Origin of the sequence: Acinetobacter sp. SwsAc4, assembly GCF_013391535.1 — a bacterium.
Classification (GTDB): Bacteria; Pseudomonadota; Gammaproteobacteria; order Pseudomonadales; family Moraxellaceae; genus Acinetobacter.
Genome location: NZ_JACAXC010000038.1, coordinates 1 through 25,576 on the forward strand (window position 1 = coordinate 1; position 25,576 = coordinate 25,576).

Consider the following 25,576-nt stretch of genomic DNA (forward strand, 5'->3'; position numbering starts at 1 on the left):
TGTTCCACTTTAGATATTTGTTTAAGATGAGATGTAACTCATTGAAATGTGTCATCATATTCGTCGTCAGAAAACAAGTATTATGCCATTATTTCAATGAGTTGTCTTTTTTTGTCGTGTACAAAGTAAAAACAGTCAAAAGGCTAGGTAGGTCACTTTGGAAAAAATGGTCTGGTTATCATCATCGAAGTTTAGTGGAAACCAAAATGCATTTCATCAAATTATTAGGTGATAAATTCACAGCAAGGAGTTTTCCTAGTCAGATGAATTAGATTCATGCATATGTATAAATTTTTAATAAATTCAAATAATTAGATTGATATCATATCCAGGTTATCACTTGAATTTAGCTCAATTAGGGTAGCATTCTATTTCAAACTTTTGGCAACAAAACCTCGCTGCACTAGTAAGCCAGATAAACTTGCAATAACGACTTTCGCAAGAGGTTTTATCTTGATGCGGTTGTGTAATGTTGGGTAGCGAATTTAAAAAAAAATCAATCCAATCTGTAGAATAAAAATTCACGCTTTTTTCACCTATTTCCATCTAAATTTAAACATGAAGTAATTCAAATAAATCATCTTTCTCAGTTCAAGTTGAAGGCAAAGGAGTAATTATGACTCTCGTATTGATATTGCTTAGCTTGTTGATTCAGTTTTTTGTGTTGTGGGCTGCATTTTATTTCGAACTCAATCGAACAATTGGTAGTATTTTGGCTATCGCTATTGCGATTCTATGCGCGATTTTTATTACACCTTGGTGTTTAGTGGTTGGTATTCCCATCATTTTAATGAGTATTATTTTACTTGTTGCACCATTACGTGAAGCGTTAATTGCTAAACCTGCATTTAATATTCTTTCCAAAGCAATGCCTAGCATGAGTATTACAGAAAGAGAGGCTTTGGAAGCAGGTACAAGTTGGTGGGAAAAAGAATTATTTATGGGAGCGCCTGATTGGGAAAAGTTCGATCAATATCCATATCCAAAACTTTCAGTTGAAGAACAATCTTTTATAGACAATGAAGTTCAACAACTTTGCTCCATGCTTGATGAATGGAAAATTCACCACAAAGATAAAAATTTACCTCCTGAAGTTTGGCAGTTTATTAAAGATAAAGGTTTTTTAGGACTCATCATTCCAAAATCATTTGGGGGAAAACAATTTTCAGCATTTGCTCAAAGCCGCATTATGAGCAAGATAGCATCACGTTCATTGACTGCGGCAGTGAGTTGTATGGTACCCAACTCGCTTGGTCCAGGTGAGCTATTGCTACATTACGGTACAACTGCACAGAAGCAACGTTATTTACCCGGCTTAGCAAATGGTACAGAAATTCCTTGCTTTGGCTTAACCAGTCCAGAAGCTGGTTCTGATGCGGGAGCGATTCCAGATACAGGTATAGTCTGTTATGGGTCTTATCAAGGACAAGAAGTTCTGGGTCTAAAAATGAATTTTTCTAAACGATGGATTACGCTTGCACCGATTGCAACGGTAATTGGCTTGGCGTTTAAGTTGTACGATCCAGATGGTCTATTAGGTGATAAAAGTAAAAGTGAATATGGTATTACCTGTGCATTAATACCTGCAAGTCATGAAGGCATAAAAATAGGTGCACGCCATAATCCTGGTGCGCCATTTATGAATGGAACTGTGGAAGGAACAGACATTTTCATTCCAATCGACTGGATTATTGGCGGTCAACAAAATGCAGGTAAAGGTTGGCGCATGTTGATGGAATGTCTAGGCGTTGGTCGTGGTATTTCTTTACCAGCATTGGCGACTGCTGCGGCTGAGATGAGTTACCTTTTAGTGGGTGCATTTGCTAGCGTTCGACAACAGTTTAAAGTGTCAGTTGGGCATTTTGAAGGTGTGCAAGAGGCAACCAGTGATATTGCCAGTGATGCCTATATGCTTGAGTCATTTAGATATATGGTGACTTGTGGTTTGAATCAGGGTGGGACTCCAGCCGTCATGACAGCTATGGCAAAATACTATGCGACTGAAACTATGAGAAAAGTGATTAATCATGGTATGGATGTCGTTGGTGGACGTGCGATTCAGCTAGGACCACGTAATTTTATGGCTTTAACTTATCAATCCATACCTGTTGCAATTACGGTAGAAGGGGCAAATATTCTTACGCGTTCTTTGATGATTTTCGGTCAAGGTTCCATGAGATGCCATCCGTATTTATTTGAAGAACTGCAATTATTGCAATCAGACAATAAAGAGAGTGCTCTAAAAAAATTCAATACCTTGTTATTTAAACATCTTGCTTATACTTTTAATCGTGCTGCAAAAGCGCTTGCATTTGGTCTCACAGGGGGCAGTAAAGTGGGCTCTTCATCGGCTGATGATTTCTCAAAACCATATTATGCAATGATCAATCGTATGAGTGCTGATTTTGCTTTGACGGCAGACATGGCATTGGGAATATTGGCTGGAGATTTAAAACGTAAGGAAATGCTTTCAGGTCGTTTAGCAGATATTCATGCCCATTTATTTATTGCAACAGCGATTCTTAATTATTATGAGCATGGACAAAGAACTGAGTCGGATCAAAAACATGCAGAATTAGCATTAAATAAGGCTCTCTATAATGCTCAGGAAGCATTCTTTGGATTGTATGAAAATTTCCCTGTGAAAATTGCTGCGACATTGGTGAAATTAATCAGTTTCCCATTTGGTCGACCAGTCACAAAACCATCGGATGAACTTAAACAACAAGTTGCTCAATTACTACTTAAAGAAAATTCTTTTAGAGCGGAATTGAAAAAACATGTTTATTACACAACCGATGAAACAGATGTGATGGGGCGCATGGAATCAACCTTCCAAATGTTACTAACATTGCAGCCGCTTTGGGATAAGTTTAAAAAAGCTGAATCTAAAGATCAGTTTAAAGGACTGACTTTTGAGGAACATATTACAGATGCAGTTGCAGTGGGTTTTATTACTGCAAATGAAGCGGAACAGCTTTTAAAATATAATGCTAAACGCTACGACAGTATGCTGACTGATATATTTGATCAGCATTTAGAAAATGACCTGTCTCTTGAGAACCCTCATTTGAAAAGTTAGATAAGGTGGTCAATAAAAAAGCGAGATATCCAAGTCTCGCTTTTTTTTTATAAATTAAATTTTTTACGATAGCGCCAAAGTGTGGTTCGACTCATACCCAGTGCTTTTGCTGCGAGTGAAAGATCATTTTGATATTGGATTAATGTTTTCCGTATCGTTTCTTTATTGATTTTATCCGAGATCAGTAATGGTTCATCTTCAATGATTGAATTTGAAGGTGGAATATGTTGCTTATCAATAATTTCATCGGGTAAATCGCAAACATCTATTTCAGACTTCTCGCTTGCCATGGTCAGTGCGTAAAGGAGCGTATTTTTTAATTCACGGACATTTCCGGGCCAATCATATTGCATTAAGGTTTGTAATGCTGAATTAGATAATTTAGTCGATGTACCAAAAACATTGTGTTGTTCAGATAAAATATAATCTGCAATATATGGAATATCTTGCTTACGATCACGCAGTGGTGGAACAAAAATTGGAATAACACGCAGTCGATATAATAAATCTTGACGGAAGCGTCCAAGACGAGCTTCTTCTCGTAACGCTCGATGAGTAGCGGTGATAATACGGACATTCGCTCTAATCGATTTTTCTCCACCTAAAGGTGTAAATTCACCAGTCTCAAGAACTCTTAATAATTTTGCTTGAAGTTCTAATGGAATTTCAGCGATTTCATCTAAAAAAAGTGTTCCGCCTGCAGCACGTTCAAATACGCCTTTATGTTCTCGAATCGCCCCTGTAAAAGCACCCTTAACATGACCAAATAATTCGCTTTCCAGAATATTGGCATTTAAAGCTGCACAGTTAATGGCAATAAATACGTTATTTTTCCGCTGACTATGATCATGAATAGCCTGCGCAACCAGTTCTTTTCCACTACCAGATTCACCGCGAACTAGAACTGGGAATTCTGTAACTGCAACACGTTGAATAATGGAAAACATGCGTTGCATTTCTGGCGAGTGGCTATGAAAAATCTGCTCTAAAGTTGGGATGTTTTGATCTTGTTTTATTTTCTGTATAACTTGAGTGGATTGTAATAAATATAAGGTTCCCTCAAAGTGCTGATCGATAATTCTAATAGGATGACGATGGCAAAACAGCTCGATGGATTGAGCTGCATCACTCATCATATGTCGTCCGATTTCAAGCTCATGATGTTGTATTGTTTTTTTTAAAGTTTGAAATAACGAATTATTGATTTTTTTATCGTTGAATTCATACACAAAACGCTGCTTAGATTGATCTAAGATAAGAAAGGAACTATCTAACATTAGAGTTTGCAATTTAAACAAAAAGCTCTCTAAATCAGCTTGAGTATCAAAATCAATCGCTTGGTGCATGGTGTTTCATCGAATGTTTTTCATTTGAAACAATTGAAACATATTGTGCAACATTAATGAAATAGGGATTTTGTTTAAAATTAAATATTATCAATTAATATATTGTTTTATTTGAATATAATTTGTATTGCATAAAGTTGGCACTTAGTTTGCAAAATAAGAATATAACCAAGCATATCGAGACAAATTGAAATGATATTTCATCAATTTTTTGAAAAAGAAAGTTCAACTTATACTTATTTGGTTGCATCTGAACAAACACGTGAAGCGGTACTGATTGATCCAGTTGCTTCTGAAATAGAAAGTTATGAACAAATGTTGAATCAGTTGAATCTCAAGTTAGTTTACAGCTTAGATACGCATGTTCATGCAGATCACGTTACGGCTGCAAATTTACTCAGAGCACGTTTTGGCTGTAAAACAGTTTTACATCGTAACTCTGGCGTGGATTGTGGTGATATTTTTATCACTGACCGCAGTGCGATCCGTGTTGGTGAATGCTTAATAGAAGCACGTTATACCCCTGGACATACGAATGCCTGCACAAGCTATGTCATTGACAATATGGTGTTTACTGGTGATGCATTACTGATAGATGGTTGTGGTCGTACTGATTTCCAAGAAGGCAATGCTGAAACCTTATACGACAGTATCCACCAACAGATATTCACTTTACCTGACGACACGATCGTTTACCCAGGACATGATTATAAAGGTCGTTTGTCTTCAACTGTAAGGCATGAACGCGAATCGAACTCTCGTTTAGGTCATGGACGTAGCAAACAAGATTTTGTAGAAATTATGAAAAATCTTGATCTTCCATATCCTAAAAAGATTGATATAGCCCTGCCTGCCAATAAAGCGTGTGGGAAATAAGGGGAAAATTGTGAGTGACTTAAAACAAGTTAACCCTGAATTTTGGGTATCTGCGCAGATCAATCAATCTGATTTGGTTGAAATTGCAGCCAAGGGAATCAAAACGATTATTTGTAATCGCCCTGATGGTGAAGGTGTTGACCAGCCAAATATTATTGAGATCCAAGAAGCTGCAATACGCCATGGGATTCAATTGGAATATTTACCTGTTGTAAGTGGGCGGGTGACAGATGAACAAGCAATTGAATTTAAGTCACTTTATCAAAAATCCCAAAAACCTGTACTAGCATTTTGCCGTTCAGGAACTCGATCAATTACCTTATGGGCACTGTCTCAAGTGGCTGAACTTACCATTGATCAGATGTTGTTGCAGTCAAAATCACTGGGCTACGATTTACAAGGTTTAGTCCCTCGAATTTTGAAGCAAAATCCAACTCAGTTAAACAATATACCGAATTTTTCTGTGGTGATTGTCGGTGGGGGAGCAGCGGGTATTTCAGCAGCATCAAGTTTGTTATCTCGTCAATCGAATTTAGATATTGCCGTGATTGATCCTGCTGAAATTCATTACTACCAACCAGGATGGACGATGGTGGGCGGTGGGATATTCGCTCCTGAAAAAACGGTAAGAACAATGGCGAGTCTGATTCCTAAACAAGTTCATTGGATTAAGGCGGCTGTTGCAGCTTTTGATCCTGATAATAAACAAGTTTTATTAGAGGGATGTAAGCCGATTAACTATGAAGTATTAGTCGTCTGTCCGGGCTTAAAATTAAATTGGCATGGAATAGAAGGTTTAGTTGAAACGCTAGGTAAAAATGGTGTGACTTCAAACTATCGTTATGATCTTGCACCCTATACGTGGGACTTGGTTCGTAATATGAAACAGGGTAAAGCTGTTTTTACACAGCCACCTATGCCAATTAAATGTGCTGGTGCTCCGCAAAAAGCAATGTATTTGTCAGCTGATTATTGGCAAAAACAAGGTGTATTAAAAGATATTGAAATTGATTTTTATAATACAGGTGCGGTGTTATTTGGTGTACAAGCTTATGTTCCAGCTTTGATGGAATACATTAAACGTTACAATGCCAATTTAAACTTTAATCATCAATTGATTAAAGTCGATGGAAGCCAAAAGCGAGCTTGGTTTAAGGTCAGTGAAGGGGAAAATACTTCAGTAATTGAAACTGATTTCGACATGATTCATGTTGTTCCTCCGCAGCAAGCACCTGATTTTATCCGAGCGAGTAACTTGGTTGATGCGGCAGGTTGGGTCAGTGTTGATCAGCATACCTTACAGCATAGTAAGTATCCTTATATCTTTGCTTTGGGTGATGTCACTAATGCACCAAATGCGAAAACGGCAGCAGCTGCACGAAAGCAAGCACCTATTGTTGCAGTGAATGTATTGCAGTACTTAAAAGGCAATCAGAATTTTGCGCAATATGACGGTTATGGATCTTGTCCGCTCACAGTTGAGCGTGGAAAGATTGTGTTGGCAGAATTTGGTTATGGCGGAAAACTGTTACCTAGTTTCCCTAAGTGGTTGCTCGATGGGCAAAAACCTTCACAGCTTGCATGGCTGTTAAAAGAGCAAATTCTACCGCCGATGTATTGGGATGGAATGCTCAAAGGTCGTGAATGGCTGGTGAAGCCAAAACTTTAGTTTATTCAGCTTAAATAAATCAAATACTTAGTCCTGATTCAGAGCTGAGTTAGGGCAGTATTTTCTCCAGAAATGGGTTCATCCTTGTACGAGGACATTGCATATCATGTGGTTATTAGTCTTAGAAGGTCTTGCGATCGGATGTTTACTTGGATTGACAGGCGCAGGTGGCGGTATTTTGGCTGTACCAGCATTGATGGCGAGTCAAGGATGGACGGTGTCTCAAGCTGCACCAGTAGGTTTGTTGGCAGTAACACTTGCTGCATTTGTTGGCATGGTTCAAGGCTTATTCAAGAAAATCGTACGTTATCGTGCCGCAATATGGATCGCTTTAATCAGCTTGCCATCAGCACGTTACGGGATTCATCTTGCGAGTATTATTTCTCCAGTTTGGTTAAGCCTTGGTTTTAGTATCGTGATGATGATTGTGGCTTATCGTATTTTCTTCAATAAGGTGAATGATTTTGAAGATCCACCGTGTAAGGTGAATCAATCAACAGGGCAACTGATTTGGAATGTTAAAACTGCTTCAGTGTTGGGTATTATAGGCATAATTGCAGGTCTATTAACTGGATTATTAGGAGTTGGTGGCGGTTTCGTGATTGTGCCAGCTTTGCGTAAAGTCACTGATCTAGATATGCGTAGTATCGTTGCAACGTCACTGATGATCATTTTCTTAATTGGTGGTGTAAGTATTTCAATACACATCATAGATGGCTTTCAGTATCCAATCGTTGTAACTGTTAGCTTTGTTGTGGCTTGTATTATCGGCATGCTAATTGGCAGAAGATTAATCAGCCTGATTGATATCAAAACGGTACAAGAGGTATTTGCTGTAGTGGTAATTTGTGTTGCGATTTATTTGGTGATTTCAAGCGTATCGAAAATCTTGCCCATGATTTCACTTTAATTATATTGCTATCTATTTGACTTTTAGTTTCTAAAACTGAGCCTAGACTCAAACGATGAGGTTTTGAGTTTAGGTTAAAAAATATATAAATTTATGTTTCCTATGTAATTTTGTATTATGATGCTAAGAGTTCACTAGCATGCCTAAAAGGATGCTTCACATAAACTTCATATGATTTCTATTAATATCATAAATATAAAAAGAGATTGGGTCAGGAAGAATCAATGTTTAAATTTTTTCTGCGATGGATGGATAGTTGGTCACTGACTGATACTTTAGATAAACAGCATATTCCTTTTCAAGAAAGCTCAAAAGATACCAAGATTCAGTGGATTAGAATTTTACCATTCATTTTGCTGCATATCGCTTGTCTTGCAGTTTTTTGGGTGGGTGTGTCTTGGTTTGCTATAGCATTCATGCTGTTTTTTTATTTTATTCGTATGTTTGCGATCACTGCTTTTTTTCATCGTTATCTTTCGCATAAAACCTTTCAAACTTCGCGTCCAATACAATTCTTTTTTGTGTTGATCGGAACCATGAGTGCACAGCGAGGGCCTTTATGGTGGGCAGCTCATCATCGTTATCATCATCGTTTTACTGACACAGATCACGATCCGCATTCATCTACACATGGATTTTGGTACAGTCATATTGGATGGTTTTTAAATGAACAGAATTTTTCTACACGAAAAGAAGTCATTAAAGACTGGCTAAAGTTTCCTGAAATTGTTTGGTTAGACCGTTTTAGTTTACCTGTGGTCTTGTTCACTGCTTTTGCAATTTATGGTTTAGGTGAGTGGTTGAGTATTACTTATCCGAGTTTAGGTACTTCAGGCTTACAGCTATTGGTATGGGGATTTGTGATTTCAACTGTTTTGCTGATTCATGCGACTTTATGTATCAATTCACTTGCGCATTTGTATGGCAGTCGAGACTTCGAGACGAAGGATAATAGTCGAAATAATTTATTTTTATCGATTATTACATTGGGTGAGGGTTGGCATAACAACCATCATTATTATGCGGGGAGTACTCGGCAAGGTTTCTTCTGGTGGCAAATCGACATTACTTATTACATTTTAAAAATGATGTCTTTTTTCGGTTTGATTTGGGGAATTAAACCTGTACCACAACGTATTTATGACACCCATAAAAGTCATCAATTAAATCTCAAAATAAACGCGAGTAAAATTCAAAGCGAGGAGTCTTGATGAAGATTGCAATCGTAGGCTCTGGTATTTCAGGTATATACGCTGCGTGGAAATTATCAAAACAGCATGAAGTCACTATCTTTGAGAAAGAACAGTATTTTGGTGGACATACGGATACACATGATCTTTGGATTGAACGTAAAAACGTTGCTGTAGATAGCGGTTTTATTGTATTCAATGATTATAATTATCCTCTATTTAGCGCCATGCTTGCCGAATTAGGTGTGGAAGCACAGAATAGTGACATGAGCTTTTCAGTCAACAATCAAGTGACAGGGCTTCAATATAATCCATCAAAAAAATGGTCACTATTAACGCGACCTCAGAATTTTTTAAATAAGAAATTTCGGACCATGCTGTCCGACTTGATTCGCTTTTATCAAGACAATAAAGATATTCAGTTAGATCAGTGCAACGCTGAACTGAGTATCGAAGACTATCTGAATCAAAATGATTATTCAGAGGTATTTCGCCAAGAACATTTATATCCAATGTGTGGTGCATTGTGGTCAAGCCCAGTGGATCAAGTTGGAAATATTCCTTATAAATTTGTCGTAAGCTTTTTTCAACATCATCGTATGTTGCAATTGGAAGACCGCCCTGAATGGCAGACGGTCAAAGGTGGTTCAGCTTCTTATATACGAGCGATTCAAAAAGCTTGTCCATCAATTATTTGGAAAAAAGCGCAAGTTCAACAAGTGATTCGTGAAAATGATTTAGTTCATATTGTCACGAATCAAGAACAAGAAACTTTTGATTGGGTTGTGTTTGCGAGTCATGCTGATGATACGTTAAAGCTTATTCAAAATCCTTCGGCAGATGAGCGAGATGTATTAGGTTGTTTTGATTATCAAGATAACTTTATGGTGGTACATCGCGATACTTCGATTATGCCGAAGCGTCAATCTCAATGGGCAAGTTGGCATGTGCATGTCACTGCTCAAGAAAAACCTGAAAAAAATAGCAAAGCTCATCAAGTACACTATGGATTTACTTACTGGATGAACAGTTTGCAGAAGCTACCGTGTAAGACTCAGATCTTCTCGACACTCAATCCGAATATGCCGATCGCAAAAGATAAGATTTATGTCGAACGTCGTTATCGACATCCTGTTTTTGATAAAAAAGCAATTGAATCACAAGCGCGTTGGGATTTGATCGATGGTCAAAACCGCAGTTCATTCTGTGGGGCATATTGGGGTTGGGGCTTTCATGAAGATGGGGCGAGAAGTGCTCAACGTGTAGTCGATGAACTATTAAAATTGAACGGCTAAATTTGGAGGTGATCACATGTTTGAAGATTCACTTTCCATAGCCAAAGCTCAGATTAGACATCGGCGCTTTTATCCTAAAGCACACGATTTTGAGTCTAGTTTGAGCTATTTATGTTTTGATCCAGATCGTATCGATCAAAACCTAGATCGTTCATGGCTTTGTTCAACTTCGCGTTGGAATATCTTAAATCTTTATGAAAATGATTTTCTAAAAGGCTATACAGGTTCGATCAGAGAACGAATTAAGAAAATCCTTTTGCAGCAAGCCGATACGATTTTATCGACACAATCAGAAATTCGTGTGCTCGCATTGCCAAGAACTTTAGGATTTAGTTTTAATTCAGTCATCTTTTATTTTGTACTCAATCCTCAAAAACAACCTGTTTTCATATTGAGTGAAATCACCAATACCCCTTGGAATGAACGTAAAGTTTATGTGCATGACTGTCGTCAAAAATTAAAAGAGCACAGTCATTTCAAAAGCTATGAGTTCGAATTTGAAAAGAGTTTTCATGTGTCTCCATTCATGCCAATGGATATTCAGTACAAATGGCGATTTAACTTTTCAGATGAACAAAATGTGATTCATATGCAGCTTTATCAATCAGATAAATTTATCTTTGATGCAACGATGCGTTTCACTTTAACCAGCATCACAGTTCCTTCACAACTGAATCGTTATGCTATTTATCATATCTTTGAACCTTTCAAGATGTTAGCTTCGATCTACCTTCAAGCTTTTCATCTATGGCGAAAGAAAGTTCCATTTTATCGGCACCCTAAAAAAGATAAGGATTTAAAACAACATGATGAAAACGCTTATTTTCGGTGAACAGGATTCACTGCCTTTGGTTCTTCGGAGCTTGCTCAAACTTCGTCATGGTCAAATTCATTTTCGTGGAGAATGGAATGGTACCGTGGGAGAGCTTTCAGATTTAGAAGCTACGATAGATATTCATAATAAAGAATTGATCGATCTGATTTTTAAAAACGGTGTACTTGGTGCGGCTGAAGGTTATATTCGCGGCTATTGGAGCAGTGAACACCTCGTTGAAGTCATTCAAATTTTGGCGAGAAACCGTCATGTGCTTGATAAGATTAATCAGAATGTGATTTCTCAAGCCAGCCAACTTGTATTAAAAGCTTGGTACAAAACACGTAAAAATTCATTGTCAGGAAGTCGAAAAAATATTGCAGAGCATTACGACCTGAGCAATGACTTTTTCAAACTCTTTCTTGATTCTTCAATGATGTATTCCAGTGCAGTATATAAGCACAAAGATATGACTCTAGAAGAAGCTTCTGATTATAAAAAAGAGCTGATTTGTCAAAAATTACAACTTAAACCGATGGATCACTTGGTTGAGATCGGTAGTGGTTGGGGCGGATTTGCGATCTACGCTGCTCAGCATTATGGCTGTAAAGTGACTACGATCACCATTTCTCAAGCACAATACGATGAAGCAACCAAACGTATTGCCGATGCGGGTCTCAGTCATCGTGTCAATGTTCAGCTCAAAGATTACCGTTTGTTAGAAGGCAAATTCGATAAGTTGGTTTCGATTGAAATGATCGAAGCTGTAGGTGAGCAATACCTATCGACTTACTTTAATAAATGCCGATCCATATTAAAACCGAACGGGTTGGGATTGATTCAAGCTATTACGATTGAAGATGCGCGCTATAAAAAAGCCTTGAATACCGTGGATTACATTAAACGCTATATTTTCCCAGGGAGCTTTATCCCTTGTATCAGCGTTTTAACACAAGCGGCATCTGAACAACAGTTACGCTTAAAACATCTTGAAGATATTGGTTTGAGCTATGCTGAGACGATTCATCAATGGCGTGAACGTTTCTTAAATGCTAAAGAACAAGTTTTGGCTTTGGGATTTGATGAAAACTTTATTCGGATGTGGGATTTCTATCTTTGCTATTGCGAAGGTGGCTTTAAAGAAGGGGTGATCAGCGATGTACACCTGTTATTTGAAGCAAGTCCTTATTAATTCCTCATTATTATAAGCATCAAGGAGGCAGTTATGATATGGCAATTGTTTTTACTTGATGCCGCAGTGATGACGCTTTGTTGGTTGTGGGCGACAGTAAACCATCGTGCAGGTATCGTAGATGTCGCATGGAGTTTCTGTATTTTTTTAAATACTGCTCTGACAGCATTGTTTGTTGAGATCGCTCCGTTAAATGTCAGGTTGTTTATTGGAATATTCAGTTCGATTTGGTTTTTACGATTGAGCTTGCACTTGTTTCGGCGTTATCTGGCTGAACATGAGGAAGATAGACGATATGCCAATATGCGTAGGGCGATGGGAAAATATCAACATTTAGGTTTCTTTGCTTTTTTTATGTTTCAGGCAGGATTGGCCATTTTATTTAGCATTCCGACGTGGAGCTTGCTCAATGTGCCAAGCATGTCTTGGAGTATAGATACCAATGATTATTTGATTATTGCAGGTTTAATTATGTTCGTTGCATTCGTCGGTGAGACAGTTGCAGATCAACAATTATATCGCTTCAAGCAAAATCCCAATAATCATGGCAAAACAATGGATCAAGGTCTATGGAGATATTCACGTCACCCAAACTATTTCTTTGAATGGTTGCATTGGTTTGCTTATCCCATCATAGGAGTAGCGGCAGGATTATTAAGCTTGTGGATCTATCCAGTGTTGATGTGGTTATTCTTGTATTACATCACGGGTATTCCATTTAGTGAGCAACAAGCCTTAAAAAATCGAGGTCAAAATTATCTCGATTATCAAAAACGAACTTCAATGTTTATTCCGTGGAAACCCAAAGAGTAGGTACGCACATGGACTTTATTATTCAAAAATCTTTAAAACTCGTTGAAAGCGGTTTAGTTCCTGATCAAGCGATTCGTGCAGCCATCCGTGCATTGAGTAAAAAGCGTTTGATTCAAGAAGGGCGTTATGACCCTGAACAAGGTGCTCAGCGCTATATGGATGTGCTTAATATGTTAAAGCACAGTGAAATTGCGATCGAAACGGACAAAGCCAACGAGCAGCATTATGAATTACCTACAGCATTCTTTCAGGCGGTTCTAGGAAAACGTTTGAAATATAGTGCATGTTTTTTTCCCCATGATCGAACAAATTTGGATGAAGCTGAAGAGTTTGCACTACAGATATATAGTGATCGTGCTCAATTACATGATGGTCAACAAATTTTAGAGTTGGGTTGTGGGTGGGGATCATTTACCTTATGGATGGCAGAGCGTTATCCAAATGCAAAAATTACGGGAGTGTCTAATTCAGCTACTCAACGCCAACATATTCTTGCAGAAGCTCAAAAGCGTGGTCTAAACAACGTAGAAATCTTAACCTGTGATGTTAATGTGCTTGAGTTAAAAGCGAATACTTTTGATCGTGTGGTTTCGGTTGAAATGTTTGAACATGTTCGAAACTATCAAAAGCTTTTTGAGAAAATTCAGTCTTGGCTCAAAGCAGATGGGATGTTGTGGTGTCATATTTTTTGTCATCGTTTCTTACATTATCCATTTGAAATTAAAAGTGAATATGATTGGATGTCACGTTACTTTTTTACGGGTGGTCTGATGCCATCAACGTCTACATTCTTACATTTCCAAGATCATTTAGAGCTATTTAAACATTGGCAATGGTCGGGTACTCATTACGAGAAAACAGCGAATGCTTGGTTAGAAAATATGGATCGCAATGTCGAACAATTAAAACCACTTTTTGAACAAGTTTACGCTCAAGATGCAGAAGCATGGTGGCAACGTTGGCGTATTTTCTTTATGGCTTGTGCAGAATTATTTGGGTTTGAACAAGGGCAAGAGTGGGTTGTCGGTCACTTCCTGTTTAAAAAGAAAGTCGTATAATTAAAGACAGCTCTGCAAGTAGATCAGCCAATGTTTAGATCGAAACAAAATGACGGAAATAATCATCCACTCGGTGAGATGTTTAATCGCTATTATTGGTTGCAGATCGGGCTGATCGCACTTTCAATTATTATTGGTATTGCTTGTAGCGCATGGGTGATTAAAGGTTCATTACTAAAAACTGCGCTTGAACAAGAAATGGAACATTATTGGATACGTGTTGATCGTAATCCAAATGCCGATCTTCCAGACACTAAAAATTTATATGGCTATCGTTGGTCATCAAACAAGCCTCCGCAACCACTTCGTGATTTGACTTTACAGCAAGGCGTGCATCGTATTTTTGTAGATGGCAAAGATCGTATGACTGTTTATGGCAAGCGCAATGGTCAGCATGTGTTGTTGGTGTTCGGTGAAAGTAACGTCAATAAAATTGTTTGGATGTTTGGTCTTGCGCCATTAATGTTTAGTTTGATTGTGCTCTATAGCATTTTATGGTGGTCAAATCGCCGTGCGAAACGTTATTTCTCACCGATTACCCGTCTTGCAAATGCGCTAGAACAAATAGACTGGGTTCATCAAAGTAAAGAGGCTTCTCCATTTCAAGATATTAGTACCAATGGCAACTTGGAAGCAGAATATCTAAAACAGGCATTAGAAAAGTACCATGAAGTATTGAGTGAGTTTATTCATCGTGAACGCGAGTTTACGGGGGATGTTAGTCACGAATTACGTACGCCTTTGACGATTTTGAAAGGTAATGTCCAAATCTGCCAAGCAAGATATGGTAATGATAAATCATTGAACCGTATAGCAAATACCATTGAGGACATGCAATTACTCGTAGATACTTTACTTGCAATTGCACGTAACACGACCAATACCCTAAATGCTGAGCAAACCCGATTATCTGCCATTATTACTGATCTCGTTCACGATTTAGATATGGTGAGCCAAAGTAAAGGAATAGAGATCTTGGTGCAGTATGATGATTCAGAATCAACACGTTTATTATATCCATCAATGACAAAAATGGTGTTTAGCAATATTTTGCGTAATGCGCTAAATTATTCTCAAGGCTCAAGTATTCATATTATTCAACAGAAAAATCGCATCATCATTGCTGATAACGGCATTGGAATTAGCCTACCAGATGAATTAAAAGTTCGAGAGTTAAGTCGTAGTCAGCTAAAACTTAATCCTAAAGGACATGGCATAGGTCTGCAGTTAGTAGAAAAACTATGTATGCAACTAGGCTGGAGAGTCGAGTTGTTCGATCGTCAATATTATTTAAATACACATACTGACCTTGAACTGCCGAATACAACAGGATTAATTGTTGTGGTATATATGAATTAAAGCACTTAATCCTCAAGTGCGATTTTTAAACCAACACCCGAAATCGTATGAATGAGTTTTTGTTGAAAAGGTTTATCCACCATTTTACGTAAATTATAAATATGGCTACGTAAAGCATCGCTTTCAGGCTCTTCATCACCCCAAAGCTCAATAATAATTTCTTGTTTGGTTATTACTCTTGGTGAGTTTCTCATTAAAATTTTAAGTAATTTAAATTGAATCCGTGGTAATTCAATGTGTTGCCCTGCACGAATAATGGTTTGTGTGGAGCTATCTAAAATTAAGTCATGGATTTGAATTTTATTTTTGGAAACTTCGCCTAATGAACGCTTAATTAGGGCACGAATACGCATGACTAATTCATTGAAATCAAAAGGTTTAACTAGATAATCATCTGTGCCTGCAACAAAACCTTTCAATTTATCATCTAAGGTGTCACGAGCGGTAAGCATAAGCACGGGAATATCCATACCTTGTTCTGTTCTTAACCATTCACATAAATCGTAACCAGAGCCATCAGGTAAATTTATGTCTAATAAAAGCAAATGATATGCCTGTGTTTTAAGAAAATTACGTGCAGCATCCAAGTTACGCGCATGATCAATTACAAAACCATGTTCCTCTAAAAACTCACATACAGTTGCCGCAAGTTCATAGTGGTCTTCAACCATCAGGATAAATTGGTTGCTCATAATAATATCCACTATGGATTAAGTAATTGTTGTTTTAATTTAGCATTAAAAGGTGAATTTCCAAACCAAATTTTAAAATACTGATTTGCTTTTTGATCTGTAATCGCACCGAGAGTCTTTTGATTTAAAGATAATGTAAGTGTATTGCTATTTTGATTGTAGCTGAGGCTATAGAGATCACCTTTTTTTACAGGGTGATATAATTCTGTGATGTTATTCAGTGGTGAGTTATCTGAGAAGTCTGCAATATTTTTCTTAAGAAAATGAGTCGCTGCGCGTTTAAATGCCCATTCAGGAATGTTTTGACGATAAGAAAAGTCTAGGCGTATGTTTTGGTTTTCCCAGTTTTTTTTACAATCCTCTGCAAAGTATGTCACTGAACCAACAACTTTTCCCGTAACAATTAGTGGGGCATTCCGACAAGTTTGAACACTTGCATGCACTACGTGAGTACCTACTATTAAGTTAATGGCACAAAATAAAAATATTTTCTTCGTTAAATTAGAATTCATTTTTAGCTCCATTGTGCAAAGAAATACTCAATTCAAAGCTTATTTAATAAGATATATTTTTAATAGGCATAAAAATTCAGATTTTTTTCAATACGTTCAATTTCGTAACGTGCATAGGCAGGATTTGTTAGAGTATGATCTAAAATTGCATATAAAAATAGGTTTTGATTACTTTCAAGGGGAGTAATCATATGATATTGATTGTGTAAACTGATAAATATACCTTCAAGATAATCCATTGGATCAAACTGATGTGTTAGCTTTATTTGCATGTTATATATATTGGTAACTTCAAGTATAGCACTATCTATATTTATATGATGATCTCCTATAGATTTTAATATAGCACCATCATAATTATCTATCACAGCAAGGAAGATTAAACCATCAATGTGACTAAATTGATTTAATAAGAAATTATCGTTCATATATATCACCCTTGACTTATTACAAATTTATGATGGCCGAATTTTAAACTATTTTTTGAAAGGTAAAACCAGAGAGTAACCCTTTCCAATATATGGTAATGAACGATATAGGCCATTGGCAGGATCCCAATAATCTTGTTGAAAAACTATTTGGCTAGAGGAGTTGATTTTGATTTCGCTTATGCCATACGATGCCATAGTTTTACTACGACCAAACATTTTAAAATCATAAGCCATATACCAATGTATATAGGCTGAATCTTTTTGATAAGTGGCACTAATAAGTTTGACATTGACGTTACTCACATGCTCATTCATACCTGAAAAATGTTTTACCAAATCTTGTTTGTTCGAAAACTGGGATAAGGTGTCATTAATGTATAGGTCATTAGCATAAAGTTGGCTTGCATTTTTAATAAAACTTGGTGTTCCAAGTGTATTGAATGCTGAAGTAAACCGCTTACCGATTTCAGTCGCTTGTTCTTGCGTCAAAGCAATGCCTGATATTTCTTTACTTGCTTTGCTGTAGTCAGATGAATAGCTTGGTATACTTTTACACGAAGCTAAAGAGAATAAGGCTAATGTTGAAACCGCTAAAGTTCGTATAAATGCCATGCTCGTAAACTCATTTCATTTTATAAATAGTTTAGAGCGCGTTATGTGAATCTGATGTGAACTGATTATTAAACCTAATACGTTATTCATAGCCTAAGAAAATAATTTTTTGGTGGTGTTTCAAAAAGTATGCTGAAACAAAGCAGGTTGAATTTTGATAAAATAGAGAAATGCGAATAACTCTAGAAATCAAATGTCCAACCTGCCTCAGTGACAGTATAAAGAAAAATGGCATCAAAGTAGATGGGAAACAAAACTATCAGTGCAAAGACTGTAAACGTCAGTTTATTGGTGAGCATGTTCTGAGCGATCTAGGATGTAATTCAAGCATTACTCGAAAAATATTACAGTTGATGGTCAGAGGTAGTGGTATACGAGATATCGCTGAAGTTGAGCGAATCAGTATCGGTAAAGTTTTACGCACTTTAACCGAATCGACCTACCAAATTCAGCCTAAACAAAGTCATTATGAGTCTCTTGAAGTTGATGAGTTTTGGACTTTTGTGGGAAATAAAAAATAATAAACAATGGCTTATTTACGCCTACCATCGAGAAATAGGTGAGATTGTTGCTTATGTTTGGGGTAAAAGAGACTTAGCTACAGTTCAACGATTGAAGAAAAAGCTTAAACAATCTGCCTTCATTTTAGGTTGTGAGCGTATTTTAAAAGCACGTAAAGAGCGTGGCATTTTCCCGGGTTAATTTTCTTTGCTTTTGAAACGACCTTAAGACACATGTTTTAAGGTCGTTTTTTCATTGTTGGATCAATCTAAAAAGAAATCTTTCTGTAAATTGGTATTTCCAGCGACACATGCATATTGAGAAAAGTCAGTGATGCCAATACGAGACAAAGCTTGTTCATCGGTCAGGCTTTGTCCTGTAAGTTCACCTCTAGCCGTGCTATAAATCGCAAAAGCTGCATCTGCCATGATCTCTGGTTTACGGCTGACCTGTAAGGTATTTTCTTCGCCTAGATTCTTCGAAACGGCTGCGGTTGCGATATAAGTTTCAGGCCAAAGCGTATTACATGAAATACCATAGTGACGGAATTCTTCCGCCATGCCTAAAGTCAAAATCGTCATACCGTATTTAGATAAAGCATAAGGTGCAAGCATCCCAAGCCATTTTGGCGACATATTTACAGGCGGTGATAAGCTTAAAATATGTGGATTTTCAGATTGCTTTAAAAAGGGCAATGCAGCTTGTGCGCAGATAAAGGTTGCACGATGATTAATAGTCTGGATCAAGTCATATTGTTTTAACGATGTGGATTCCACCCCCATTAATGCAATTGCACCTGCGTTATTAATCAGCACATCAATTCCGCCAAAGGCTTTGGCGGCTTGTTGAATAGCGGTATGAATTTGTTGCTCATCTCTAACATCTAGTAACAGTGGCAATGCTTTGCCGCCTGCAGCTTCAATTTCTTCAGCCACACTATAAATTGTACCTGTTAATTTAGTGGTCTCGACTTCGGTTTTTGCTGCAATCACGACATTCGCACCTGCCTGAGCTGCTTTTAACGCAATTGCTCTGCCGATACCTCGACTGCCGCCCGTAATAAAAACAGTTCTTCCTTGCATATTATTCATTGATATTTCCTAGATTTGAGTTGTTGTAAACGTTGAATTAGATCATAAAAGGGTGAGCAAATTTTTCAGGATCATAGAGTTGGCGTTGCTTGGCAATCTCTACAATTCGATGGCGGAGCTGACGTTTGATCACGGCATAGGTTTGGCGGTGTTTTTGTGCCATATCCTCTGCAAATTTAAACACTTCATGACTTAATGCTTCGATCGGTTCAATTTGGTGAACGAGTTGGGATTGTAGACATTCAGTGCCTGTCATGGTTTTGCCTGTCAAAGACATTTCCCAAATTGCATGTTGATTAGGAAGTAGTTGCACAATTTCAGCAATGATATCTGTAAAAGGAATGCCCAGATGGACTTCTGGAAAGCAAAAACGTCCTCGATCTGATCGCATAAATCGGAAGTCACAAGCAGACGCGAGAATTGCACCGCCTGCATAAGCATTACCACCGATTTCAGCAATTACAGGTAAGTTGAGTAATGCTAAACGGAGCAACATATTTTCAAGTTGCAGGGTAAAGGCTTTTTTACCTTCCAACGATTGTTGCATTAACCAAGCAAGGTCTAAGCCGTTACAAAAGGTTTTAGGATGCTCACTTCGAATAATTAAACAGGCATTATTTTTATCACTTTCAATTTCATCAAAAATAGCAAAATATTCTTCTAATACCGCTTTATTTAAAGCATTTTCCTGATTGCCATTCGTCAAATTCAGCACATAGGTCGATTGCTGTTTATCGAGTGTCATGCTTGCCATTTCAGCAATTCCCCATTGTTTTAGTCATCAATCTTGAGGTTATTATTTCGAAGAAAATGCTCGCTCAATAGGGGAGACTATGCCATATTAATGATCATTTTAGGACATAGGATGTGTCATGCGTGATCCTTTTGGATTGTTTCAAGAAACCATCTCTGTTTCTTATGCCCATGTATTATTAGAAATCGTTTATGAATATGGCATCGATGCACACATTGTTTTGCATGGAACGGGATTGATTCCGGCTGAAATGCAACAAGCCGATGCCAAGATGAGTGCGCATCAATGGTCAAAATGGTAGTAAATGCGTTACGATTGACGGGGAATCTGCGTCTCGGGATTGAATATGGGTTTAGGTTACGTCCAACTTCGCATGGGGCTTTAGGGTTTGCATTTCTCAGTTGTGCGGATGTTGAAACGGCATTAAGCCTTTGTCAGCAGTATTTTTGTACTCGAATTCAAAATTTTACCCCTGAATGGCACATTGATGAAACGTTTATCTATGTTTATCTAGATGATGTTCATCCAGTGAAATTAGGTGATGCAGAACAATCTGATCGGTTAAGACATTTTTTGATCGAAAGTTTATTATTTGGAGCAATTCATTTTCTCACTTTATTTTCTGACAAAATTGCAGAAAGTTGTGAGGTTTTTGTGGATTGGGCAGATGCTCAGAATTATGAAAAAATTGATTTATCCCAGATAAAGATTCATTTTAATCAACCACGTAATGGTTTTCGATTTTCTAAAAAATATTTACATTGTAAGAATTTGAATGCAGATCAAGTTGCATTCCAACAGGCTATTTTGTATTGTGAAAATGACAAGCTTAAACTCGCAAAAGAAAGTACACGGGACTTACAAAAAAGTATTCGTTCCGAGTTGTTATATCATTCCAGTCATGGTTATCCCTCACTTACATTAATTGCGCAACGTTTAAATATGTCAGAACGAACGATTAAGCGGCATTTGCAAGCACAGGGCACCACATTTTTGCAAATCTTGGCTGAGGTTCGTTTTAATCAAGCGAAGAAATTACTGCAACAACAGCAATATAGTATTCAGGATATTGCTGGCTTGGTAGGGTATGAAGAAGCCACCAATTTTATTCGTGCATTTAAAAAGACCTTTGGGGAAACACCAAGTCAGTATCGCAAGAATAATCTATCCAAACTGAATTAATTTGGTATTTGACGTTGAATCGTCCTAATGAACAACTCTAGCGAATGCTGAATTTGTTCTGTCCATTCAAAAGAACAATTCATACGAATAAAATGTTGATGTGAGGGCAACACATTAAATAAGGGACTTGGCGCAACACCAATATGATGCTGAATCAGTTGCTCATAGATTTGCATACTACTGACTTTGTCAGGGAGTTGAATCCAGAGAAAATAACCATTTGGATAGTTATACACCTTACAGTCTTTCGGTAGATGTTGTTTGAGATATTGAAAGAATTGCTTTTTATTCTTTTCTAAGGCACGTCGCAGAGTTCTTAAATGCTTTTCATAATGATGATGAGAGAGGAACTCCACCAGCGCATTTTGAATCAGCGCATTGGCAGAAATAGTACTCATCAATTGTAAATGTTGAATATGTTCAGAGAATTTACCTGCATAGACCCAGCCCATACGGAAACTTGAACCTAAGGTTTTAGAAAAAGAAGAGCAGTGTAATACCAGATTTTGTTGGTCAAAATACTTCATTGGCAATGGTTTTTGGCTGCCATAAAACATTTCTTCATAAACATCATCTTCGATTAAATGAATTTGATGTTCATGCAACAATTTAGCGATTTTATATTTGATGTCATCGCTGACAGTAAAACCAATTGGGTTATGTGCATTCAGCATAAACCAACAGACTTTGATTGGATAATTTTTGATGACTTGTTCAAAAGCTTCAATATCAAAGCCATGCTGTGGATGTTCTGGGATGGTGATGACTTTTAAACCCAAACGTTCAGCAGCTTGCCAAGCACCATAAAAAATTGTTTGTTGTAATAAAATATAATCGCCAGGTTGTGTAATCGCTTGTAGTGAAAGATTTAATGCTTCTAGTCCACCTGATGTAATGACAATGTCATCTGCATCGGTTGGAATGCCTTGCATACAATAGCGTTGCGCAATCAGCTTTCTGAGTGCCAAATTACCGGGAGGTAAATTTGAAGTTTGGTCATAACTATGGCGATTGCGGGAAAGTTGTCCCATGATCTGAATCAGTTTTGGGGGATACAGCAACTGACTGTCTGGAAAGGCAGAACCTAAGGGGCTGACGTTGGGAGATTGAATTGATTTGAGATATTTAAAAACGAGTGAGTTAATTTCAATTTTTGGATTTAAAGACACCACTGAATAGGCTTGTGGAATCTGAATATGATTTTGCTCAGCCACAAAATAACCTGACTTTTCTTTTGAATAAATCAGCCCTTGTGCTTCCAGTTCTTGGTAAGCATTCATTACGGTAATCAGACTGAAACCTGATCGTTGTACTTGCTCACGTAAAGAGGGTAACTTGGTGTGTGGCTGCCAAGAACCATTTTCAATAAGCAGTTTCAAGTTATGTGCTAATTGTTCTGATTTATACATAAAATAAAGTAAATCCGTATTGATGGAATAGATCTCATCTAAAAGCTATTCCACCCATTTTTTAATAAGCAAACATCAAGAGTAATCTAAATAGACCTGCAAAGATGGCGAGTGCAAAAAATCCGACTAACCATAAGATTATAAACCATTGGGCTGGATTTAAATGCAGCGATTTTATTTTCATACAAAGCTCCTAGTGATAGCCTTCATCACCAATACGGACTTTATTCCGAAATACTCAGTACGACTTTCTATGCTAAAGTCTTGCGGTGTTTGCATCCAACTGTTAGAGGATACTATCCAAAACATGGAAATACAGGTGCCGATTGCAACCATGAGGGTAGCAAAAAATGCGCTTTGGGGTTGACCCGTCCCCAACCAAAGAGCATGATGCCGAGGAACCCCGCATTATAAATGGGATTTTGACTACATAGCCATTTGCATTCCAGCATAGCAAGAAAACAAGCGAGACCAATCGAGGTGGCAGGAAAGATAATGTGAAATGAAACAGTAAATGCAAACTGTATTCGAGCTAATTCTAAAGCAGTTAGACCAAGATCCATAAATGATCTGTTATATTTTTTTAGCGAAACTCTGTAGCTATTCAGTTGTTTGTACCTGATTCAAAATAGCATCAAGCAACGATGCAGTGTGTTAAATATTGATCAAGCATTGTAAGTCGTTTGAATGACACTAATTCGGACTGAATAGCGTATGACTATGTTTATCACTAAAGAACTTAATGCGTTGACTCAGCTTTTTCAAAGCAAAGTCCCTTCGCAAGCGGTACAACAACAGCTAAGTCTAGAATATGTAAATCTGGAAGCCACTTTATTAAGGGGCAAGGTACTGAGAGATTTTTCTAAGGAGAAGGTCGCTTATATTGCTCAAGCTGAAATAGTGGAAAATGATAATAATCTCGCCTATTTATTTGCACCATTTATGATTGCTAATTTAAATCAGCCTGTGATTTATACCACGCCAGTCTCATCCTCTGTACTTAAGATATTGAATCAATACTATCAAGCTGAGAAAAGTGTCAATCTTAAAATCGAAGATGTCATCCACAGCCTCAAGCTTTATATCGAGCTGGTCGATGATGCAAAAGCAGAGCAAGATTTTCTGTTCCGTTGTTTAGTCAAAGCATTGTGTCGTACGGATATTTTTCATATTTTCTTGGTTACACATTTATCTTTAGATCAGCAACAGATTCAAATCCTAGAAGATTATTTTGATGTAAAAATTGATGTGATTCACGCTGATCGTAGGCCAAGCATGCTCAATGATGAATTGATTGATATGCGTAGGCTGCTATTTAAAAACAAAGATGAAGCACACAAAAGCTTGTGTACTTTGTTTTCCAGTCTTAATGCAAATCTAGTCGCAAAGATTGGTCAGTTTAGTCCGACCCAAGCGGCACATTTAATCGAGGATATGTTCTATTCGGAACATATTTTTGAAAAGTTATCGGTCTATGCCGAATACATGCAAACCCGAATTCAAAATGGCGCTAGTTTTAAGGCTCTATCCACTATGTAAATTGTTATGAATTAAATTTTAGTCTTTCAATGGGAGCAGAACTTATGTCTCAACAGCAATCAAGATTCCCATACCTTGCGGTTGGAATCAGTATTTTATTGGGTTGTTTATTTTTAGTCTTTTTCTTTCTGGCTGTGAGCAACCAACCTGATTATATGCCATCGCAACAGAAGCAAAATGCTGCTCATGTACAATCATCAGCTCAATCGAAGCAATAGCTTATGTTTTTTAATCCTAAGCTTGGTTTTTGTCTTTTACTGGTGATTTTGAGCAATTGCCAGTAAGTTTTTTGTTTTGGGCTTGGTTGTAATTGTTAAAATCAAGAGAGATTTTAACGCTCTAATTGATCGAATCAGACAAATCAAGAATAGAAAAGAAGCATAATTCATGTTAATCCTATCTGTAGCAAATGTTAAAAAATAGCTCAGATGAGGGCAACATGATTGATAACTCAGAACAAACCATTCATAAGCAAGAAAATACTAATTTTGCCAGAATTGAACCCTATATCCAACCCGCAGGTGGATAGGGCGCATTACTGAGAGTCGCTCGAAATCTAAAAAGGCAAGATATTTAAAATAGGACTTACGCACTATCATTTATAGATTCTCTGTGGTAGCAGATGATTTTTATCGAGAATAAAGTCATCAATGAAGTCTTTGATGATTGGTCTAAATAAGTTCTTTTGCCAACGATATACATTTTCAAAGATCCGCTCAAACTGGTTCTTTTGTATCTCGACGTAGGCCATCAAGGCTGCAAAAATATGATTCAAAATCAGTTTAGATCGTCTTACCTGAAACTTTTCAATATGACAAACCTGTTTAATCACTCGGTGATATTGTTCTATTTTCCAATGACTTGAATGTAATTCATAAAAACCCTCAAAGGACAATAAATCATCTTCATCTTGATACACAATATAAAACCTCTGCTGTTCTTTTAACTGAGTCTTAAATAATTGTACAAAGCCAAAATCTTTGAGCCAGACCACTTGACCCTGATGAAAATTCGGCAATAAACGCAGTTGAAACCATTGTCCTTTTTCAGGGGAAACCTTACGGTTACTGTCGACACCAAACATAAATCGAATACCATATTTTCTTATGGTTTTTAGATTTTCAGTCGATGAATACCAACTATCACCTGTAATAAATTGAATCTTTGCACCCCAACTAAGTACTTCACTTAACATATCCATAAAGTAATCATTCTTGGTTTTACCCTCAGATTTGTCATAAATTCGGAA

The 25,576-nt window shown here is 37.3% G+C and carries 23 protein-coding genes and 5 pseudogenes; 17 read left to right on the forward strand and 11 right to left on the reverse strand.

Features of this window, described 5'->3' with window-relative positions; translation table 11 throughout:
* Positions 1–125: 125 nt before the first annotated feature.
* Positions 126–269: pseudogene (locus tag HYG88_RS13845) on the forward strand (IS5/IS1182 family transposase); the annotation flags it as partial.
* A 347-nt stretch (positions 270–616) separates the two neighbouring features.
* Entirely contained in the window at positions 617–3,082 is a 2,466-nt protein-coding gene (locus HYG88_RS13850; RefSeq protein ID WP_178883295.1) for an acyl-CoA dehydrogenase, read from the forward strand.
* Positions 3,083–3,129: 47 nt separating this feature from the next.
* Here HYG88_RS13850 and HYG88_RS13855 read toward each other — a convergent pair whose 3' ends face one another.
* Positions 3,130–4,428, reverse strand: a complete 1,299-nt coding sequence (locus tag HYG88_RS13855) for a sigma-54-dependent Fis family transcriptional regulator (protein WP_005159451.1) — start codon at positions 4,426–4,428, stop codon at positions 3,130–3,132.
* A gap of 192 nt (positions 4,429–4,620) precedes the next feature.
* Here HYG88_RS13855 and HYG88_RS13860 point away from each other — a divergent pair, with 192 nt between their 5' ends.
* The 10 genes from HYG88_RS13860 (at position 4,621) to HYG88_RS13905 (ending at position 15,604) form a co-directional block, all read left to right on the forward strand.
* Entirely contained in the window at positions 4,621–5,304 is a 684-nt protein-coding gene (locus HYG88_RS13860; protein WP_005159454.1) for an MBL fold metallo-hydrolase, read from the forward strand.
* Between the two features lie 10 nt (positions 5,305–5,314).
* Positions 5,315–6,973, forward strand: a complete 1,659-nt coding sequence (locus HYG88_RS13865; protein ID WP_005159459.1) for a bifunctional protein tyrosine phosphatase family protein/NAD(P)/FAD-dependent oxidoreductase — start codon at positions 5,315–5,317, stop codon at positions 6,971–6,973.
* 106 nt (positions 6,974–7,079) lie between these two features.
* Complete coding sequence (locus HYG88_RS13870; RefSeq protein WP_005159461.1) at positions 7,080–7,883, forward strand: sulfite exporter TauE/SafE family protein; 804 nt, start codon at positions 7,080–7,082, stop codon at positions 7,881–7,883.
* A gap of 224 nt (positions 7,884–8,107) precedes the next feature.
* Positions 8,108–9,094, forward strand: a complete 987-nt coding sequence (locus HYG88_RS13875; protein ID WP_178883296.1) for an acyl-CoA desaturase — start codon at positions 8,108–8,110, stop codon at positions 9,092–9,094.
* The gene (locus tag HYG88_RS13880; RefSeq protein ID WP_178883297.1) at positions 9,094–10,368 is read left to right on the forward strand and encodes an NAD(P)/FAD-dependent oxidoreductase; all 1,275 of its coding nucleotides are present in this window, start codon (positions 9,094–9,096) and stop codon (positions 10,366–10,368) included. The genes HYG88_RS13875 and HYG88_RS13880 overlap by 1 nt, the downstream gene beginning before the upstream one ends.
* Before the next feature lie 16 nt (positions 10,369–10,384).
* Entirely contained in the window at positions 10,385–11,200 is an 816-nt protein-coding gene (locus tag HYG88_RS13885) for a DUF1365 domain-containing protein (protein WP_178883298.1), read from the forward strand.
* Positions 11,175–12,374, forward strand: a complete 1,200-nt coding sequence (locus tag HYG88_RS13890; RefSeq protein ID WP_178883299.1) for a cyclopropane-fatty-acyl-phospholipid synthase family protein — start codon at positions 11,175–11,177, stop codon at positions 12,372–12,374. The genes HYG88_RS13885 and HYG88_RS13890 overlap by 26 nt, the downstream gene beginning before the upstream one ends.
* Before the next feature lie 33 nt (positions 12,375–12,407).
* A complete protein-coding gene (locus HYG88_RS13895; protein WP_178883300.1) occupies positions 12,408–13,187 on the forward strand; it encodes a DUF1295 domain-containing protein in 780 nt (259 codons plus the stop codon).
* An 8-nt stretch (positions 13,188–13,195) separates the two neighbouring features.
* Positions 13,196–14,245, forward strand: coding sequence for a cyclopropane-fatty-acyl-phospholipid synthase family protein (locus HYG88_RS13900; protein WP_178883301.1), 1,050 nt, complete (start codon positions 13,196–13,198; stop codon positions 14,243–14,245).
* Between the two features lie 30 nt (positions 14,246–14,275).
* On the forward strand, positions 14,276–15,604 hold the full coding sequence (locus tag HYG88_RS13905) for a HAMP domain-containing sensor histidine kinase (RefSeq protein WP_178883302.1): 1,329 nt from the start codon (positions 14,276–14,278) through the stop codon (positions 15,602–15,604).
* Between the two features lie 5 nt (positions 15,605–15,609).
* On the opposite strand, the gene HYG88_RS13910 is transcribed toward HYG88_RS13905, so the two are convergent.
* From HYG88_RS13910 to HYG88_RS13925, 4 genes are read right to left on the reverse strand one after another with little or no spacing between them, the layout of a single operon-like run.
* Positions 15,610–16,296 (reverse strand): response regulator transcription factor, encoded by a 687-nt coding sequence (locus tag HYG88_RS13910; RefSeq protein WP_005159494.1) that lies wholly within the window; start codon positions 16,294–16,296, stop codon positions 15,610–15,612.
* An 11-nt stretch (positions 16,297–16,307) separates the two neighbouring features.
* Entirely contained in the window at positions 16,308–16,808 is a 501-nt protein-coding gene (locus tag HYG88_RS13915) for a chalcone isomerase family protein (RefSeq protein WP_178883303.1), read from the reverse strand.
* Between the two features lie 59 nt (positions 16,809–16,867).
* On the reverse strand, positions 16,868–17,236 hold the full coding sequence (locus tag HYG88_RS13920) for a roadblock/LC7 domain-containing protein (protein WP_178883304.1): 369 nt from the start codon (positions 17,234–17,236) through the stop codon (positions 16,868–16,870).
* 48 nt (positions 17,237–17,284) lie between these two features.
* Positions 17,285–17,851, reverse strand: a complete 567-nt coding sequence (locus HYG88_RS13925) for a nuclear transport factor 2 family protein (RefSeq protein WP_178883305.1) — start codon at positions 17,849–17,851, stop codon at positions 17,285–17,287.
* Positions 17,852–18,021: 170 nt separating this feature from the next.
* On the opposite strand from HYG88_RS13925, the pseudogene HYG88_RS13930 reads away from it, so the two are divergent.
* Positions 18,022–18,484: pseudogene (locus tag HYG88_RS13930) on the forward strand (IS1 family transposase); the annotation flags it as partial.
* Positions 18,485–18,615: 131 nt separating this feature from the next.
* On the opposite strand, the gene HYG88_RS13935 reads toward HYG88_RS13930, so the two are convergent.
* Both HYG88_RS13935 and HYG88_RS13940 read right to left on the reverse strand, forming a co-directional pair.
* Positions 18,616–19,443: an NAD(P)-dependent oxidoreductase gene (locus HYG88_RS13935; RefSeq protein WP_178883306.1), complete on the reverse strand. Its 828-nt coding sequence runs from the start codon at positions 19,441–19,443 to the stop codon at positions 18,616–18,618.
* A gap of 37 nt (positions 19,444–19,480) precedes the next feature.
* On the reverse strand, positions 19,481–20,197 hold the full coding sequence (locus HYG88_RS13940; protein WP_005159507.1) for an enoyl-CoA hydratase/isomerase family protein: 717 nt from the start codon (positions 20,195–20,197) through the stop codon (positions 19,481–19,483).
* Between the two features lie 118 nt (positions 20,198–20,315).
* On the opposite strand from HYG88_RS13940, the pseudogene HYG88_RS13945 reads away from it, so the two are divergent.
* Positions 20,316–21,379: pseudogene (locus HYG88_RS13945) on the forward strand (helix-turn-helix domain-containing protein).
* On the opposite strand, the gene HYG88_RS13950 reads toward HYG88_RS13945, so the two are convergent.
* The 3 genes and pseudogenes from HYG88_RS13950 to HYG88_RS13955 all read right to left on the reverse strand — a co-directional run.
* Positions 21,376–22,788, reverse strand: a complete 1,413-nt coding sequence (locus HYG88_RS13950) for a PLP-dependent aminotransferase family protein (protein WP_178883307.1) — start codon at positions 22,786–22,788, stop codon at positions 21,376–21,378. The pseudogene HYG88_RS13945 and the gene HYG88_RS13950 overlap by 4 nt on opposite strands.
* Positions 22,789–22,849: 61 nt before the next feature.
* On the reverse strand, positions 22,850–22,972 hold the full coding sequence (locus tag HYG88_RS15340; protein ID WP_256731757.1) for a hypothetical protein: 123 nt from the start codon (positions 22,970–22,972) through the stop codon (positions 22,850–22,852).
* A 62-nt stretch (positions 22,973–23,034) separates the two neighbouring features.
* Positions 23,035–23,351: pseudogene (locus HYG88_RS13955) on the reverse strand (cytochrome ubiquinol oxidase subunit I); the annotation flags it as partial.
* A gap of 151 nt (positions 23,352–23,502) precedes the next feature.
* On the opposite strand from HYG88_RS13955, the gene HYG88_RS13960 reads away from it, so the two are divergent.
* The 3 genes and pseudogenes from HYG88_RS13960 to HYG88_RS15345 all read left to right on the forward strand — a co-directional run.
* Positions 23,503–24,327: a hypothetical protein gene (locus HYG88_RS13960; RefSeq protein ID WP_005159514.1), complete on the forward strand. Its 825-nt coding sequence runs from the start codon at positions 23,503–23,505 to the stop codon at positions 24,325–24,327.
* Between the two features lie 44 nt (positions 24,328–24,371).
* Positions 24,372–24,545, forward strand: coding sequence for a cbb3-type cytochrome oxidase assembly protein (locus HYG88_RS13965; protein ID WP_005159516.1), 174 nt, complete (start codon positions 24,372–24,374; stop codon positions 24,543–24,545).
* A gap of 224 nt (positions 24,546–24,769) precedes the next feature.
* A pseudogene (locus tag HYG88_RS15345) lies at positions 24,770–24,853 on the forward strand (hypothetical protein); the annotation flags it as partial.
* A 69-nt stretch (positions 24,854–24,922) separates the two neighbouring features.
* Here HYG88_RS15345 and HYG88_RS13970 read toward each other — a convergent pair.
* The coding region (locus HYG88_RS13970) for a transposase (protein WP_178883308.1) at positions 24,923–25,576 on the reverse strand (654 nt) is incomplete at its 5' end.

What these genes read in the sequence shown, in the direction of transcription:
- HYG88_RS13850 (WP_178883295.1), top strand. Translation starts at nt 617, where the DNA reads ATGACTCTCGTATTGATATTGCTTAGCTTGTTGATTCAGTTTTTTGTG.
- HYG88_RS13855 (WP_005159451.1), bottom strand. Translation starts at nt 4,428, where the DNA reads ATGCACCAAGCGATTGATTTTGATACTCAAGCTGATTTAGAGAGCTTT.
- HYG88_RS13860 (WP_005159454.1), top strand. Translation starts at nt 4,621, where the DNA reads ATGATATTTCATCAATTTTTTGAAAAAGAAAGTTCAACTTATACTTAT.
- HYG88_RS13870 (WP_005159461.1), top strand. Translation starts at nt 7,080, where the DNA reads ATGTGGTTATTAGTCTTAGAAGGTCTTGCGATCGGATGTTTACTTGGA.
- HYG88_RS13875 (WP_178883296.1), top strand. Translation starts at nt 8,108, where the DNA reads ATGTTTAAATTTTTTCTGCGATGGATGGATAGTTGGTCACTGACTGAT.
- HYG88_RS13880 (WP_178883297.1), top strand. Translation starts at nt 9,094, where the DNA reads ATGAAGATTGCAATCGTAGGCTCTGGTATTTCAGGTATATACGCTGCG.
- HYG88_RS13885 (WP_178883298.1), top strand. Translation starts at nt 10,385, where the DNA reads ATGTTTGAAGATTCACTTTCCATAGCCAAAGCTCAGATTAGACATCGG.
- HYG88_RS13890 (WP_178883299.1), top strand. Translation starts at nt 11,175, where the DNA reads ATGATGAAAACGCTTATTTTCGGTGAACAGGATTCACTGCCTTTGGTT.
- HYG88_RS13895 (WP_178883300.1), top strand. Translation starts at nt 12,408, where the DNA reads ATGATATGGCAATTGTTTTTACTTGATGCCGCAGTGATGACGCTTTGT.
- HYG88_RS13900 (WP_178883301.1), top strand. Translation starts at nt 13,196, where the DNA reads ATGGACTTTATTATTCAAAAATCTTTAAAACTCGTTGAAAGCGGTTTA.
- HYG88_RS13905 (WP_178883302.1), top strand. Translation starts at nt 14,276, where the DNA reads ATGTTTAGATCGAAACAAAATGACGGAAATAATCATCCACTCGGTGAG.
- HYG88_RS13910 (WP_005159494.1), bottom strand. Translation starts at nt 16,296, where the DNA reads ATGAGCAACCAATTTATCCTGATGGTTGAAGACCACTATGAACTTGCG.
- HYG88_RS13915 (WP_178883303.1), bottom strand. Translation starts at nt 16,808, where the DNA reads ATGAATTCTAATTTAACGAAGAAAATATTTTTATTTTGTGCCATTAAC.
- HYG88_RS13920 (WP_178883304.1), bottom strand. Translation starts at nt 17,236, where the DNA reads ATGAACGATAATTTCTTATTAAATCAATTTAGTCACATTGATGGTTTA.
- HYG88_RS13925 (WP_178883305.1), bottom strand. Translation starts at nt 17,851, where the DNA reads ATGGCATTTATACGAACTTTAGCGGTTTCAACATTAGCCTTATTCTCT.
- HYG88_RS13935 (WP_178883306.1), bottom strand. Translation starts at nt 19,443, where the DNA reads ATGAATAATATGCAAGGAAGAACTGTTTTTATTACGGGCGGCAGTCGA.
- HYG88_RS13940 (WP_005159507.1), bottom strand. Translation starts at nt 20,197, where the DNA reads ATGGCAAGCATGACACTCGATAAACAGCAATCGACCTATGTGCTGAAT.
- HYG88_RS13950 (WP_178883307.1), bottom strand. Translation starts at nt 22,788, where the DNA reads ATGTATAAATCAGAACAATTAGCACATAACTTGAAACTGCTTATTGAA.
- HYG88_RS15340 (WP_256731757.1), bottom strand. Translation starts at nt 22,972, where the DNA reads ATGAAAATAAAATCGCTGCATTTAAATCCAGCCCAATGGTTTATAATC.
- HYG88_RS13960 (WP_005159514.1), top strand. Translation starts at nt 23,503, where the DNA reads ATGACTATGTTTATCACTAAAGAACTTAATGCGTTGACTCAGCTTTTT.
- HYG88_RS13965 (WP_005159516.1), top strand. Translation starts at nt 24,372, where the DNA reads ATGTCTCAACAGCAATCAAGATTCCCATACCTTGCGGTTGGAATCAGT.